The organism is Streptomyces sp. AA4 (assembly GCF_000158875.1).
GTDB lineage: Bacteria > Actinomycetota > Actinomycetes > Mycobacteriales > Pseudonocardiaceae > Amycolatopsis.
This window is the reverse complement of the sequence record NZ_GG657746.1, coordinates 4,189,500-4,205,136: the sequence shown is the minus strand read 5'-3', so window position 1 is coordinate 4,205,136 and position 15,637 is coordinate 4,189,500. Positions and strand designations below refer to the sequence as shown.

At 70.1% G+C, this 15,637-nt stretch carries 11 protein-coding genes; 8 read left to right on the top strand and 3 right to left on the bottom strand.

Features of this window, described 5'->3' with window-relative positions; genetic code table 11:
* Positions 1-68: 68 nt before the first annotated feature.
* Entirely contained in the window at positions 69-4,376 is a 4,308-nt protein-coding gene (locus SSMG_RS19305; RefSeq protein ID WP_037717520.1) for a GH92 family glycosyl hydrolase, read from the bottom strand.
* Between the two features lie 492 nt (positions 4,377-4,868).
* Here SSMG_RS19305 and SSMG_RS19300 point away from each other — a divergent pair, with 492 nt between their 5' ends.
* Complete coding sequence (locus SSMG_RS19300; RefSeq protein WP_009078643.1) at positions 4,869-5,525, top strand: bifunctional 2-polyprenyl-6-hydroxyphenol methylase/3-demethylubiquinol 3-O-methyltransferase UbiG; 657 nt, start codon at positions 4,869-4,871, stop codon at positions 5,523-5,525.
* Complete coding sequence (locus SSMG_RS19295) at positions 5,525-6,157, top strand: methyltransferase domain-containing protein (protein ID WP_009078641.1); 633 nt, start codon at positions 5,525-5,527, stop codon at positions 6,155-6,157. Before SSMG_RS19300 ends, SSMG_RS19295 begins: the two co-directional genes overlap by 1 nt.
* A gap of 4 nt (positions 6,158-6,161) precedes the next feature.
* On the opposite strand, the gene SSMG_RS19290 is transcribed toward SSMG_RS19295, so the two are convergent.
* Positions 6,162-7,466, bottom strand: a complete 1,305-nt coding sequence (locus SSMG_RS19290; protein WP_009078640.1) for a M20/M25/M40 family metallo-hydrolase — start codon at positions 7,464-7,466, stop codon at positions 6,162-6,164.
* Positions 7,459-8,286: a M55 family metallopeptidase gene (locus SSMG_RS19285; RefSeq protein ID WP_009078638.1), complete on the bottom strand. Its 828-nt coding sequence runs from the start codon at positions 8,284-8,286 to the stop codon at positions 7,459-7,461. The genes SSMG_RS19290 and SSMG_RS19285 overlap by 8 nt, the downstream gene beginning before the upstream one ends.
* A gap of 137 nt (positions 8,287-8,423) precedes the next feature.
* Here SSMG_RS19285 and SSMG_RS19280 point away from each other — a divergent pair, with 137 nt between their 5' ends.
* The 6 genes from SSMG_RS19280 to mptB all read left to right on the top strand — a co-directional run bounded on the left by SSMG_RS19280 (position 8,424) and on the right by mptB (position 15,605).
* On the top strand, positions 8,424-10,259 hold the full coding sequence (locus SSMG_RS19280; RefSeq protein WP_199785934.1) for an ABC transporter substrate-binding protein: 1,836 nt from the start codon (positions 8,424-8,426) through the stop codon (positions 10,257-10,259).
* A gap of 103 nt (positions 10,260-10,362) precedes the next feature.
* A complete protein-coding gene (locus SSMG_RS19275) occupies positions 10,363-11,391 on the top strand; it encodes an ABC transporter permease (RefSeq protein ID WP_037714203.1) in 1,029 nt (342 codons plus the stop codon).
* On the top strand, positions 11,388-12,308 hold the full coding sequence (locus tag SSMG_RS19270; protein ID WP_009078633.1) for an ABC transporter permease: 921 nt from the start codon (positions 11,388-11,390) through the stop codon (positions 12,306-12,308). The genes SSMG_RS19275 and SSMG_RS19270 overlap by 4 nt, the downstream gene beginning before the upstream one ends.
* Positions 12,194-13,219 (top strand): ATP-binding cassette domain-containing protein, encoded by a 1,026-nt coding sequence (locus tag SSMG_RS47005; protein WP_353611763.1) that lies wholly within the window; start codon positions 12,194-12,196, stop codon positions 13,217-13,219. Before SSMG_RS19270 ends, SSMG_RS47005 begins: the two co-directional genes overlap by 115 nt.
* Entirely contained in the window at positions 13,137-13,961 is an 825-nt protein-coding gene (locus SSMG_RS46250) for an ABC transporter ATP-binding protein (RefSeq protein ID WP_286157057.1), read from the top strand. Before SSMG_RS47005 ends, SSMG_RS46250 begins: the two co-directional genes overlap by 83 nt.
* 90 nt (positions 13,962-14,051) lie before the next feature.
* Entirely contained in the window at positions 14,052-15,605 is a 1,554-nt protein-coding gene (mptB, locus tag SSMG_RS19260; protein ID WP_009078627.1) for a polyprenol phosphomannose-dependent alpha 1,6 mannosyltransferase MptB, read from the top strand.
* Positions 15,606-15,637: the final 32 nt, after the last annotated feature.

The following is a 15,637-nucleotide window of genomic DNA, read 5'->3' as shown; positions in this document are numbered from 1 at the left end:
CGAGCCACCCAATAACGCAGCGAAGGCCGCCCCGAGGACTCCCCGGGGCGGCCTTCGTCAACGATCGATCAGAGCGTCGCGCACTGTCCCGCGGACGGGCCGCGGACCGTGTTGGCGAGGTCGTGATCAGTCGGGGCGGGGGAGTTGCCCGTGCAGGCCAGCGGCCCGCCCACCGTGCTACTCGTGATCAGCGGTCCCTGGTTGCCGTTCAGGTTGACCGGGCCGGAGATGTCGGTCAGCTCGATCGACACCGGGCCGGTGCTGCCGGTGATCGACACCGGACCGGACACCTTCGTCCGGTTCAGCACCACCTGCGCCGCCCCGTCCGCCGCTACCGGACCGGTGATCTGCCCGCCGCGCACGATCAGCGAAGCGCCGCGCGCCACGTTCACCGGACCCGATACCGTCGCGCCGTTCAGGCACACCACGCCGCTCGACACGGTCAGCGGACCGTTCTGCACGCCGGTCAGCGTCTTCGTGCACGACGCGTCCGGACGGCCCAGCAGTTCGAACTCCGCCAGCGTCGCCGGACCGCCGGTGGTCGCGGTGATCTCGAGCCGGTAGTAGGCGTAATGCGCCGGGTTCTTCACCGCGAACGCTCGGGTCTGCTGCCGCCACGGGAACGACTGGTCGGTCTGCTGGTCGGCGACCGCCCAGTTCTTCCCGTCGTACGAGCCCTTCAGCGTCCAGCTCTTCGCATCGCCCGCACCGGTGCCGGAGGTGAACGTGTAGTGCGTGACCGCCTCGTCCGTCGACTTCAGCTGGTACTGCACCGCCCCGGTCACCTTCGCCTGCGTGCGCGAGGTGTTGTCCAGCAACGCCGACGCGTCCGAACCGTCCGAAGTGGACAGCGTGCCCAGCCCCGGCCCGGTCTCGTCGTGCAGCGGCGTCGGCACCGCGTCGCCGGTGGTGATCGACTTCGGCGCGTCGTTCGGGCCGGTGCCCCACGCCGACGGGTTCGGGCCCATGTCGAAGTCGAGCGTGGCGCCGTGGGCGAGCACGTCGTGCGGCAGCGACGTCGACGTCCAGTTCTTCCCGTTGACCTTCAGGCCCTGCACGTAGACGTTCTTCGCCGAGTTCTTCGGCGCGTTGATCACCAGGTCCCCGCCGGGCAGGTGCACGGTCGCCTTGGTGAACAGCGGCGATCCGATCGCATAGTTCGGGCTGCCCATCTGCAGCGGGTAGAAGCCCAGCGAGCTGAACACGTACCACGCGGACATCTCGCCGTTGTCCTCGTCGCCCGGATAGCCCTGGCCCAACTCGCTGCCGGTGTACAGCCGCGACACCGCTTCGCGCACCTTCGCCTGCGTCTTCGCCGGCTGGCCCGCGTAGTCGTACATGTAGAGGATGTGGTGCGAAGGCTGGTTGGAGTGGCCGTACTGGCCCATCCGCACGTCCCGCGCCTCCCGCATCTCGTGGATCGTGCCGCCGTAGCTGCCCGGGAAGTTCGCGGTCTCCTGGTCGGCGAAGAACGCGTCGAGCTTGGCGCCCAGCTTCTCCTTGCCGCCGTAGAGATTCGCCAGCCCGTGCCCGTCCTGCGGCACGGTGAAGGCCATGTTCCAGCCGTCGGTCTCGGTGTAGTCCCCGCCCCACTGGCGCGGGTCGTAGTCGGCCTTGGCCTTCGTGAACTTCCCGCTCGCGTCCTTGCCCTGGAAGAACCCGGTGCTCGGGTCGAACAGGTTCACGTACTGCTGCGCCCGGCTGGTGAAGTACTGGTAGTTCTCCAGGTACTCCGCCTTGCGCGGATCGTCCGCCTTGGCCTGGTCGTACATCTTCTTCGACAAGTTCGCGATGCCGAAGTCGTTGACGTAGCCCTCGATCGCCCACGAGAAGCCCTCGCCGGTCGAATTCGGCGTGTAGCCGAGGAAGATCGACTGGTCCAGACCCTTGCGGCCGACCGCCGAGTTCGGCGGCGTCACCGTCGCGTTCTTCAGCGCCGCGTCGTAGGCCGACTTGACGTCGAAGTTCGTCACGCCCTTCTGGTAGGCGTCGGCGAACGCGACGTCCGAGCTCGTGCCGGTCATCAGGTCCGCGTAACCGGGGGAGGACCAGCGCGCGATCCAGCCGCCGTCGCGGTACTGCTGCACGAACCCGTCCACCATCTTGCCCGCCATGTCCGGCGTGAGCAGCGAGTAAGCCGGCCAGGTGGTCCGGTAGGTGTCCCAGAAGCCGTTGTTGACATACGTCTGCCCGTCAACGACCTTCGACCCGGTCTGCGTCGCGGTGTCGGCGCCGGTCTTCGGCGACACCGGGCTCGCGTACTGGTACTTCGGCGCTTCCTTCGTGCCGACGTTCTCGAAACCTTCGTTCGGGTACAGGAACAACCGGTACAGGTTGGAGTACAGCGTCTCCAGCTGGTCCTTCGACGCGCCCTGCACCTCGATCACGCCGAGCTGCTTGTCCCAGGCCTGCTGCGCCGCGTCCCGCATCTGGTCGAACCCGGCGTTCGGGGCGATCTCCTGCTCCAGGTTCTTCTTCGCCTGGTCCACGCTGATCAGCGACGTCGCGATCCGCATCGTCACTGTCTTGTCCGCGCCCGCGGCGAACCGGAGGTAGCCGGTCACGTTGTCCCGGTTCTGCCCGGTCAGCTTCCCGCCGGTCGTGACGGGCTTGTCGAACGTCGCGTAGACGAACATCCGCCCGGCGCCCGCGGACAGGCCGCTCTTGGCGTCGGAGTACCCGCTGAGCGTGCCGTTCGCCGGGTCGAGCGTGAGCCCGCCGGAGTTGTTGACGTTGTCGAAGATCAGGCTGGAGTCAGTGCCCGGGAAGGAGAACCGCATCATCGCCGCGTGGTCGGCCGGCGCGATCTCGGTCTTGATCCCGTTCTGGAACGTGACGCCGTAGTAATGCGCCCGCGCCACCTCGTTGTCGTGCGTGAACGGCAGCGCCCGCTTGTCGCGGTTCGCGTCCGGCACCCCGCTCGCGGCCGACGGCATCACCTGGAAGCTCTGCCGGTCGCCCATCCACGGGCTCGGCTCGTGGCTCACGCTGAACGCCTGCAACTGCGGGAGATTGTCCGCGTTGTTCTGCGAGTGGTAGTTGTACAGCCAGCTCGCCGAACCCGCGTCGGTCACCGGAGTCCAGAAGTTGAAGCCGTGCGGCACCGCGGTCGCCGGGAAGTTGTTGCCCCGGGAGAACGTGCCGTTCGCCATCGTGCCGCGCGTGGTGAGCACGTTGTCGCTGGGCCGCGCGCTGGCCGGCGGCGTCGGCGTCGCGGAGATCTTCAGATCGTCCAGCCAGCCCGCGAACTGCGCCGGGCCGTTCGGGTTGTCGTAGCCGATCGCGATCCGGTCGATCGTCTTGCCCGCCGCGACCCGCCCGATCGCCGAACGCACCAGGTTCCACTGGTTCGCGTACAGGACCTTGCTCGCGCCCTGGCCCTCCGGCGTCAGCGGGAACCCGTACTGGTCGGTCGCGCCGAGATCGCGCAGATGCGTGCCGTCGGTGAAGTCCAGGTCGACCGCGACGTTCGTGCTCGGGTACTTCAGGTCGCCCTCGACGAACTGCGGCTGCACCTTGTACGACAGCTCGGTTGTCGCGGTCACCGGCAGGTCGACGTCGTAGACCTTGTTGTAGGAGTAGCCGTGCCCGGCCTTGGTATGGCTGCCCGAGTACCGGAACGCCTTCTTGCCGGTGAACCCGACCCGGTTCTTGCTGGTGTAGCCCGACGTCGGCCCGGAATCGACCACGCTGCGCATGTTCGGCAGCGGCGGCGGGGCCGGATCGTCGTTGGCCAGCAGCAGCTCGGACATCTGCATGATGCTGTCGCCGTTGTTGCGCGTGACATTCAGCCGGTAGTAGGTGTACGCGGCGCTCGGCGCGGCCAGCTTGTAGTCGTTCTGCTGGAACCGGTTGGCGAACGACTGCCCGGTCTGCTTGTCCAGATCCGTCCACTGCTGCGCGTCGTTCGAGCCCTGCAGCGTCCAGTCCCGCGGGTCGCGGCCGGGGAAGTCGTTGGCCGAGCTGATCGCGTAATGCGTGATCGACGTCGGCGCGGAAAGGGTGAACGTCACCGACGCGGTCGGGTCCCACGACAGCCACTTCGTGCCGGTGCTGCCGTCGACCAGGTTCGCGGCGACCTCGCCGCCGCCGGTGTTCTCGCTGGTCGCGCTGATGTCGGTGACCTTGCCCCGGATGTCGCCGGGAATCGCGGTGCCGTTGGCGCCGTCGACGCCCGAAGCCCGCGGCTTCCCGGCGGCATCGGTGTCGACAGCGTCCTGGATCGGTTGCGGATCGTTCGGCTCGAACGAAGAAACGAAGTCCGGCGGGGCGGCCTCGCCCGGCGCGGCACCGGCCGCGGCGGGCAGGACGACCAGGCCCGCCGCCGCCACCGCCGCGGCGAGCACGGCGTGCAACGGTCTGGCGCTTCGGGGCATCATTGCTCCCAGTTCGTCAGGGGATCGGGGGCCCGGGACAACGGACGTCCCGGGGCCCCGGAAGCTCAACGCGCGGGTGACATCGATGTCAAGACCGCCCCGGAATCCTGACCGGAAACGGACAACCCCCGGCCGTCCCGCTACGGCAACCGGGTGGCCGCACCCGCCCACCGCCCTCCGCGGCGCGCTGTGCGCGGCGGCCCTCGCCATGGCGAGCAGAGCACCGACGGCTTAACCGGGCCACTTAGCTTCGCACTCGGCCCGGCCCAGCCCGGCGCAGCCGAGGCGAGAACCTTGCGTGTGCCGAGAAACCCCAATGTGGCATTGGGTGCGTCAGATGCACCCAATGCCACATTGGTTGCGGTGAGCGCACCCAATGCCACATTGGGGCGCTTCGGGCAGGACGGAGGGCGCGCGGCGCGGAGCCGGAAACGTCCGGGTTCGGCCGGTCGAGCGCACCGGCGCACCGGCCCGGCGGGTATAACGGAGTCCATGCCAGACGACGCCATCGATCCCGACGAGGACGCCCGCCGCCGGGCCGGACTCGCCCTCGCCAACGGCGACCCCACCGGGTGGTTCGAGCCCCTCTACGCCGCGGCGGAAGCGGGCGAGGCCGTCCTGCCGTGGTACCGCGGCGAGCCCTCGCCGGAACTCGCCGCCTGGATCGACGGACGGCCCGGCGACGGGCGCCGCGCGCTGGTCGTCGGCTGCGGCATGGCCGACGACGCCGAACTCCTCGCCGCCGCCGGGTACGAGACGTCCGCCTTCGACGTGTCGCCCAGCGCGATCAAAGCCGTGCTCAACCGCTTCCCGGACACCGTCGTCTCCTACCGCACCGCGGACCTGCTCACCCCGCCCGCAGAGTTCCACTACGCCTTCGACCTGGTCGTGGAGATCATGACCGTCCAGTCGATGCCCAAAGACGTCCACGACCCGGCCATCGCGTCGGTCTCCGGATTCGTCGCCCCGGGCGGAACGCTCGTCGTCGGCGCGGTCGCCGAGGAAAGCATCGACCTCGACACCTGGTCCGGACCGCCGTGGCCGCTCAGCAAAGCCGAGGTCGAATCCTTCGCCCGCGACGGCGTCACCCTCACCTCGCTGGAACGAGTCCGCGACGACAGCCGCTGGTGGGCGGAGTTCACCCGCTGATGCCCGAGGACCGTCTCGCGACGAGCCACGAACGCGCAGCCGGGCGTCCGTGGGACGAGTCCTATCAGGACGGTCCGGCCCCGTGGGACCTCGGCCGCCCGCAACCGGCGATCGTCGAACTCGCCGCCGAGGGCGCGTTCCGCGGGACGGTCCTCGACGCCGGATGCGGCACCGGCGAGAACGCGCTGCACCTCGCCGCGTCCGGACTGTCCATTGTGGGCATCGACGTCGCGGAAACCGCCGTGGCGCAAGCACAAGAGAAAGCCCGCCGACGAGGGATAGCGGCCGAGTTCGCGGTCGGAGACGCGTTCCGTCTGTCCACTTTGGACCGAACCTTCGACACGGTCCTCGACTGCGGGCTCTTCCACACCTTCGACGCCCAGGAACGCCAGGCCTACGTCGCCAGTCTCGCGTCCGTCACCGAACCGGGCGCGAGACTGCATGTCCTGTGCTTCCGCGAAACCGACGGGGACGCCGGACCGCATCCGGTCGCGCGCACCGAGCTCGAAGCCCCGTTCCGGCGCGAAACCGGCTGGCAGCTGGAAACCGTGCGAGACAGCCGGATCGTCGCCAGGTTCGCCCCGGACGGGCTCCCCGCCTGGCTGGCGACGATCCGGCGCGTCCGCGCCTGACCGCTCAGCAGGACTCGAGGAACCGCGTCAGCACCCGCGTCCCGAACCGCAGCCCCTCCACCGGCACCCGTTCGTCCACGCCGTGCGCCATCGCCCGGTACGGGAAGCCTTCCGGCAGCGCCAGGGGAGCGAAGCCGTAGCACGCCATCCCCAGCTGGCTGAACGCCTTCGCGTCCGTCCCGCCGCCCATGCAGTACGGCACCACGACCGCTTCCGGGTCCTCCGCCCGCAGCGCGCCGGCCATCGCGTCGAACCACGGCGAATCGACCGGAGCCTGCACCGGCGGCTGATGCGCCACGAACTCCCGCGTGACTCCCTCGCCCAGCAGCGAATCCAGCACCGCGAACAGCTCGTCCTCGGTCCCCGGCAGCACCCGCACGTCGACCTGCGCGGTGGCCGTCGACGGGATCACGTTCACCTTGTACCCGGCGTCGAGCATCGTCGGCGTGGTGCTGTTGCGCACCGTCGGCACCACCAGCGACCCGGCCGCGCCCAGCCGCGCCACGGTTTCGTCGACCGCGTCGCCCGACGAGAGGTCCACGGGCACCCCGAGCGCCGCGCCGGTCCGTTCCAGGAACGCGCGCACGGTCGGCGTCAGCTGCACCGGCCAGCGGTGATCCGCGATCCGCTGCAACGCCCCGACCAGCCGCACGACCGCGTTCTCCGCGTTCGGCCGCGACCCGTGCCCGGCCCGCCCGGTCGCGGTGAGCCGCAGGTGCGCGGTGCCGCGCTCGGCCGTGGCCACCGGATACAGCCGCGTTTTCCGGCCGTCCGCGGCGGGCACGTGATAGCTGTACCCGCCGGATTCGCTGATTGCCGCCGCGCAGCCCTCGAACAGGTCCGCGTGCTCCTTGACCAGCCAGTGCGCGCCGTAGTCGCCGCGGTCCTCCTCGTCGGCGACGAATGCCAGCACGAGATCCCGCCGCGGCTGAAGCCCGGAGGCGACGGCGGCCAGCACCATCGCACAGAAATCCTTCATGTCGACCGCGCCGCGGCCCCACAGGAACCCGTCGCGCACCTCGCCGGAAAACGGCGGTACAGACCAATCGGCGGCGCGGGCGGGCACCACGTCGAGATGCCCCTGCACGAGCAGCGCGGGCAGCGCCGGATCGGCGCCCGGGATCCGCGCGACGACGTTCGACCGCTGGAGCTCGGGCTCCAGGATCCGCGAAGGAACCCCGTGCCGGTCAAGGAATTCGGCGACGTACTCGGCGGCGAGCCGTTCGCCCGCCGCCTCCCCGCCGCCGTAGTTGGTGGTGTCGAACCGGATCAGGTCCGCGCACAGCGAAACAACGTCGATCTCAGCCATAAATGCCCTGCACCGCCCCTGCCGCGATGGCCGTGACCACCTTGAACGCTTTCATCGCTTCGGTCATGCTCGGCGCCTCGAACGCGACGCGGCGCGTCCCGGTCTGCTCCACGGTCGGGATGACCGCCGTCGCCTGCGCCAGATGGCTCGCGTCGAACTCGACCTCGATCCGGTGCCGCCCCGGAGTCCGCTCGGTCCGCCCGGCGCGGCCCATCGCCTCGCGCGCGCCGGTTTCCAGCAGCTGCGCGGTGCGCGCGGGCGGAAGGCAGATCGCCGCGTACCGGCTCACGCATTCCTTGACCTGCACCAGTTCCGCGTCCGGCGCGTAGTCGCGCGCGTCCTCGCAGGTCTGGTCGTCGCCGCTGACCAGCAGCACCGGCACGCCGTACTCGCCGGCCATCGCCGCGTTCAGCCTGCCCTCGCTCGCCGGCACGTCGTCCAGCCACACGCCGGTGATCTGGTTTTCCAGGTACGTGTGCGACAGGACACCGTCGAACCCGGCCCCGGCGTGGTAGCCGAGGAACACCACACCGTCCACACCGGAATCGATGCCCTGCATCATCGACAGCGGCTTGTGCCGCCCGGTCAGCATCCGCGCGCGTTCGTCGAGGTCTTCCAGCAGCAGGTTGCGCTGCGACGAGTGCGCCTCGTTGACGAGCACGTCGGTCGCGCCCGCCGCGTACAGGCCGGCCAGGACCGCGTTGACGTCGCCGGTGAACATGCCCCGGAACCGCTGCCACTGCGGGCTCCCGGGCACGACGTCGTCGGTCCAGGTGACCCCCGTGGCGCCTTCCATGTCGGCCGAGATCAGGATCCGCATGCCCGGCACTCTAGTGATCGCCGCCGCGACCATAACGATCGGACACGCACCGGCGCCGTCACATATTGCGCGCTTCCCGCGGTATGTGGTTACTTTTCGTCTCTGGGGTCGGGGATTGACGATGGGGTGGTTCTCAAGTGCGAAATAAGCACAAGCGGCACGGGTTGCGCCGCGTTTTCGGTGTCGTGACGGCAGGAACGCTGGCGATTCTGCCGCTGCCGGCCGCGCCGACGGCACAGGCGGTACAGCAGCAGGGGCAGCCGAAGGTGCTGCGGGTCGCGCTGACCACTGGTATCGACCACTTGAACCCGTTCACCGCCGGGCTCGCCGCGTCGACCCAGGTGGGCCGGTTCATCTACGAGTTCCTGACGATCCCGTCGGAGGACAAGGCCGAGGCCGCGCCGGCGCTCGCCGAATCGTGGACGACGTCGCCGGACAAGCTGACCTGGACGTTCAAGATCCGCCAGGGCGCGAAGTGGTCCGACGGGCAGCCGGTCACCGCGAAGGACGCCGCGTTCACCTTCAACCGGATGCTCACCGACTCCACCGCGCGCACCGCGAACGGCAACTACGTCGCGAGCTTCGAATCGGTGGCCGCGCCGGACGACGCCACGCTGGTGATCAAGACGAAGACCGTGCAGTCGTCGATGACCCTGCTCGACGTCCCGATCGTGCCCGAACACGTGTGGTCTCAGATCAAGGACCTCAGCGACCCGAAGACCGACACCGTCCCGGTCGTCGGCGTCGACGACGGGCCGTACCAGATCACCGAGTACAAGCAGAACGAGTACGTCAAGTTCAAGGCCAACAAGAACTACTGGCGCGGCGCGCCCAAGGTCGACGAACTGCAGCTGCTGGTGTTCAAGGACGTCGAAGCCGCGGTGAACGCCCTCAAGCAGGGCGAGGTCGACGTGATCAACCGGCTCACCCCGACCCAGTACGACGCGCTCAAGGGCCAGCCGAACATCGAGCTGAACAAGGCTCCCGGCCGCCGCTACAACGCGCTCAACCTCAACTTCGGCGTCGAGAACTCCGAGAACAAGCCGATCGGCAACGGCAACCCGGTGCTCAAGGACATCCGGGTGCGCCAGGCGATCGCGCAGTCGGTCGACATCAAGACCATCGTGGACAAGGTCGCCGGCGGCTACGCCCAGCCCGGCGGCGGCGTGATCCCGCCGATCTACTCGGCCTACCACTGGGATCCGGCTCCGGGGGAGGCGCGCAAGTTCGACCTCGCCGCCGCCAACGCCGCGCTCGACGCGGCCGGCTACCCGAAGGGCCAGGACGGCGTCCGCACCGCGCCCGGCGGCGCGCGTCTCGAACTGCGCCTCACCGGGCACGCGAACCGCGCACAGGACCAGCGCCTCGCGCAGTACCTCACCGGCTGGCTGCACGATATCGGCATCTCGGTGAAACAGGAACTCGTCTCCGACGACGAGCTGAACGACCGCACCAACGCGGGCAACTACGACCTCGCGATTTCCGGCTACGCCAACAACCCGGACCCGGACTACTCGCTGGCCCTGCACACCTGCGCCGCGCGGCCGAACGCCGAGGGCAAGGGCGGCACGACCGACACGTTCTTCTGCGACCCGCAGTACGACGCGCTCTACGCCAAGCAGCTCGCCGAAACCGACCCGGCCGTCCGCGCCGGCTACGTCAAGCAGGCCCAGGCGCGGCTGTACTCCCAGGCCGTAAACGTCGTCTACGACTACGACAACGTGCTCGAGGCCTACCGCTCCGACAAGTTCTCCTCGTTCGGCAAGCAGCCGCAGCCCGAGGGTTCGATCCTCGAGCAGACCGCCTACTGGGGCGTGTACGGCGCGGTCCCGGCCGACGCCTCGGCGGCTTCTTCGGACAGCGGCTCCGGTTCGACCGTGTGGATCGTCGTCGGCGCGGTGGTGCTCGTCGTGCTCGTGGGCGGCGGCGTCGCGCTGTCCCGCCGCGGCAAGTCCGCCGACGACCGGGAGTGAGCCTCATGCTGTGCCAGTCGCCCGCTCCCGCGCGCGAGCCCGGTCTCTGCCCTGGCGACCGCTTGCCCGACCGCCGGACCGTCCAGCGAAGGGGGAACCGCGGGTGAGCCAAGCCCTCGCGCCCGACCAGGCCTCGGTGCTCGCCGACCCCGACGAGCACCGAGGCGGGACCGGGACCCTCCGGTTCGTCCTCACGAAGATCGCCGAGGCGGCCGCCAGCGTGTTCCTGGTGATCGTCCTCGGGTTCTTCCTCTTCCGGCTGCTGCCGGGCGACCCGGTCGCGTTCATGGCCCGCGAACGCCCCACCGACCCCGGCCAGATCGCCGAGCTGCGCGAAAAACTCGGCATCGACAAGCCGATCCTCACGCAGTTCGGGCACTACTTCGCCGGCCTTTTCCAAGGCGACTTCGGCGAGTCCTACATCGAACGCCGCCCGGTGCTGGACATGATCGGCGAACGGCTGTGGCCGACCGTGCTGCTCGTCGGCAGCGCGACGATCCTGGCCGTCGCGCTCGGGCTGTGGCTCGGCGTCCGCGCGGCGTGGAAGCGCGACAGCTTCTTCGACCGCGCGCAGACCGGCATCGCGCTGACCCTCTGGGCGGTCCCGCAGTTCTGGCTCGGCCTGCTGCTGCTCGTCGCGGCCAACGGCCTGTTCCCGAGCCGGGGCATGCACTCGCCCGACGCCGGTCCCGGGTTCTTCGCCCAGAGCCTCGACGTGCTGCACCACCTGTTCCTGCCGTGCCTGACGCTGCTCGCGGTGTTCTACGCGCAGTACATGCTGGTGATGCGCTCGTCGCTGCTCGGCGAAATGAACGCCGACTACCTCACCACCGCCCGCGCGAAAGGCCTGCGCGACGACCTCGTCCGGCGCCGGCACGCGGTCCCGAACGCGCTGCTGCCCACCGTGACGCTGATCTTCATGCAGTTCGGCATGGTGGTCGCCGGCGCCGTCACCGTCGAAGCGGTGTTCAGCTGGCCCGGGCTCGGCCAGCTCACCTACGACGCGCTGCACGGCCCGGATCTGCCGGTGCTGCAAGGGGTTTTCATCGTCCTCGCCAGCGCTGTCGTCCTGATGAACCTGTTCGCGGAGCTGCTCTACCGCGTGCTCGACCCGAGGGTGCGTACCGCATGACCGCCGCCACCGGAACCCCGGCCGAAAGCGCCCGCGCGATCGCGTGGCGCCGCCGCCGCGCCGGAATCGCCCGCACCTGGCACGAGTTCGCGACGCAGAAAGCCGCGCTCGCCGGGCTGGTCCTGCTCGCGCTCACCGTGCTGCTCGCCCTCCTGCTGCCGGTAATCAGCGACCCGAGCGGCCTCGACGTCACCCGCGTCACCGGCAAACCGCTCAGCCCGCCGGACGGCCAGTTCTGGCTCGGCACCGACATCGACGGCCGCTCGGTGCTGCTGATGACGTTGTGGGGCACCAGGATCTCCCTGCTCGTCGGGTTCTGCGCCACCGTGCTCAGCGTGTTCATCGGCACCCTGATCGGCATCGCCGCCGCGCACTTCGGCGGCTGGGTGTCGGCGATCCTGTTGCGGTTCACCGACTTCTTCCTCGTGCTGCCGTCGCTGGTGCTCGCGATCGCGTTGTCGGCCGTGCTGCCGCGCGGGATCTGGACCATCGTGCTCGCCATCGGCGTCACCGCCTGGCCGAGCACCGCCCGGCTGGTCCGCGCCCAGACCCTCACCATCGAAAGCCGCCCCTACATCGAACGCGCCCGCGCGCTCGGCGGCGGCCACCTGCACGTGATCGCGAAACACGTGCTGCCCGGCGTCGCCCCGCTCGTGCTCGCCAACACCACGCTCGTGGTCGGCAACGCGGTCATCGCCGACGCCACCCTGTCGTTCCTCGGCGTCGGCGACCCCACCGCGATCTCCTGGGGCGCGATGCTCGAAACCGCCCTCAACAACGGCGCGGTCACCCGCGGCGCCTGGTGGAACCTGCTCCCGCCGGGCCTCGCGATCGTGGCCGTCGTCCTGATGTTCACCCTCGTCGGCCGCGGCCTCGAAACCGTGCTGAACCCGCGGCTCAAAGGACGGCACTCGTGACCGCGCTGCTCGAACTGAAAAACCTCGGCGTCACCTACCGCACCGGCGGCGGCGACGTCCCCGCGGTCCGCGGCGTCGACCTGCGCCTCGACGCGGGCGGCACGCTCGGCGTCGCGGGGGAGTCCGGCTCCGGCAAGTCCACCGTCGCGATGAGCGTGCTCCGGCTCCTGCCTCGCAGCGCGAAGATCACCGGCGAGGTCCTGCTCGACGGCGAGGACGTCAACGCCATGCGCTGGGGACGGCTGCGCGCGGTCCGCTGGGCCGAGGCGTCGGTCGTGTTCCAGGGCGCGATGCACGCGCTCAACCCGGTCCGCCGCGTCGGCGAGCAGATCGCCGAACCCATCCGGCTGCACGCGCCCGAGGGCGCCGCCCGGTCCGAAGCGCAGGTGCAGGCGCGGGTGACCGAACTGCTCGAACAGGTCGACCTGCCCCGCTCGCGGGCGAGCGCGTACCCGCACGAACTGTCCGGCGGCCAGAAACAGCGCGTGATGATCGCGATGGGCCCTGGGCGTGCGAACCCGCCGGCTGGTCATCGCCGACGAACCCACCACCGCACTCGACGTCATCGTGCAGGCCCAGGTGCTGTCCGTGCTGTCGAAACTCGTCGCCGAACGCGGCATCGGGCTGGTCATGATCAGCCACGACCTGTCCGTGCTCGCCGCCACCTGCGAACGCATCGCGGTGATGTACGACGGCGAACTCGTCGAGGAACGGCCCAGCGCCGAGCTGATGTCCTCGCCGCGGCACGAACACAGCAAAGCGCTCGCCGCCGCGTTCCCGACGGTCGGCGACCCGGTCTCGCGCTACGCCCCGGCCACCGCGACGCCGCTGCCGCCGGAACCGGAGGAACGCGCCGGCGCGGACGGTGCGCCGCTGCTCGCCGCCGAGGACCTGCACGTCACGTTCCGTGACCGCAAGGGCAAGCGGATCCACGCCGTCAACGGGGTGGACCTCGAGGTCCGCCGGGACGAGATCGTCGCGCTGGTCGGCCAGTCCGGCTCGGGCAAGACCACCCTCGCCCGCACGCTGCTCGGCCTGCAGAAACCCGACTCCGGCACGGTCCGCTACGCGGGCAAACCGGTGCCCTCGGGCGGGGCCGGGCTGCGCGCGTACCGGCGGGAAGTCCAGCTCGTGCTCCAGGACCCGACGAGCGCGCTCAACCCGGCCCACAGCGTGTACGAGGCGGTCGCCGAAGGGCCCCGCATCCACGGCCTGCCGAACGAACGCGACATCGTGCTCGACGCGCTCGAATCCGCCGAACTGCGCCCGCCGGAGAAATACCTCGACCGGCTCCCGCACGAACTGTCCGGCGGCCAGCGCCAGCGCGTCGTCATCGCCGGAGCGCTCGCGCTCGAACCGTCGCTGCTGCTCGCCGACGAACCGGTGGCCTCGCTGGACGCGTCGGTGCGCGGCGAAATCCTCGCGCTGCTGCTCCGGCTGCGCCGCCGGCTCGGCCTCTCCGCGCTCGTCATCACCCACGACCTGGGCCTGGCCTGGAACATCGCCGACCGGGTCGCGGTGATGTACCGCGGCGAGCTCGTCGAAACCGGTACCGTCGAACAAGTCCTGCTCGACCCGCACCACGAGTACACGAAGTCGCTGCTCGCGGCGCTCCCCGGGGGCACCGCGCAGCGGACCGCGGCCGACCGCTGACCGCGGCCCGTTCCGGGCGCGCGCCGAACCGGGCGCGCCCGGAGCCCGTGCGGGGCCAGCCGACTGCACCCGGTAATCTTCTGGATCGAAATGGCCACTACTATCGACGACGCGCAGCCGAACGCCGGCGCCCTCGGCCGGCAGTTCCTGACGCCCGCGCGCTTCCCGTACCGGACCATCGCCATGGGCACGGTCGGCAGCGCCCTCCTCATGCTCGCCGCGCTCGGCGCCGGCGGCATCCTCATCCGCGACCCCGTCCTCGGCCACGGCCCGTTGTCCTGGGTCCGCTACGGCCACGGCCGCGCCCTCGCCAACGCCCTGCTCTACACCGGCTTCGGCCTGGTCGTGTGGGCGTGGGTCCGGCTCGGCCGCTACGCGCTCGCCGGACGCATCGGCAGCAAGCCGATCCTCATCGCCGCGCTGTGCTGGATGGCCCCGCTGCTCGTGTCGCCGCCGCTGTTCACCCGCGACGTCTTCTCCTACCTCGGCCAGGGCGCGCAGCTGCTCTACGGGCTCGACCCGTACGCCAACGGCCCCGCAGAACTGCCCGTGCTGCCGAACGTCGTGCAGAACGTGCACCCGCTGTGGCAGACCACGCCCGCCCCGTACGGGCCGCTGTTCCTGCTGATCTCCAAGGGCATCGTCGCGATCACCCAGGACCACATGATCGCCGGCGTCATCCTCACCCGGCTCGTCCTCCTCGTCGGCCTCGGCATGACCCTGTGGGCGCTGCCCCGCCTGGTCAAGCACCTCGGCGGGAAGCTCCCGGTCGCGCTGTGGGTCGCGGTCGCCAGCCCGATGATGGTCATCCACCTCTTCGGCGGCCCGCACAACGACCTGATGATGCTCGGCTTCCTCACCATCGGCATGCTCGCCGCGCTCGAGCGCAAGCACGTCGTCGCGGTCGTGCTCGTCACCGTCGGCATGCTGATCAAGCCGACCGCCGCCGTCGCGCTGCCGTTCATGGTCTGGATGTGGGCCGCCGACATGGCCGGCCCGTCGAAGACGAAGAACTTCTTCAAGGCCGGAGCCGCCGCGGTCGGGCTGTTCCTGCCGGTGTTCGTCGTCGGCACCTGGGTCTCGCTCGGCTCGCTCAACCTCGGCTGGTGGTCCGGCCTCAAGGCCCCGCAGCTCATCACCAACTGGCTGAACTTCCCCAGCGGCATCGGCGAGGCCGTCTACAACCTCGTCCACCTCATCGCCAACGTCCAGCCCTCGCCGTTCGTCACCGTCGCCCGCGCCATCGCGATGGTCGGCCTCGTCGTGTTCGGCATCCGCCAGTGGTGGCTCGCCCGCGGCGGCGGCAAGGAAGCCGTCTACCGGGCCGCGATCACGCTGCTGGCCGTCGCGATCCTCATGCCGCCGACCCTGCCGTGGTACCTCACCTGGGGCTTCGTGCTGATCTCCGCGTTCCCGTGGGAACGGCGGAACCTGTCGGCGATCGTCGCGATCTCGGTGTTCGTGACGCTCGTGTACTACCCGACGGGGGAGCAGGCGCTCTACGACTGGTGGTTCATCGCGATCGTCGTCGTGGTCAGCCTCTACTCGGCCGCGTCCCTGCTGCGCCCCGACCCGCTCGGCCTCGTCGCCGCGTGGCGGAAGAAGCCGAAGGACGAGGAATTCCTCCCCGCCAAATCCTCCTGAGCGCTCCGGAGGCGGTGGTCCCGCGCCGGGAC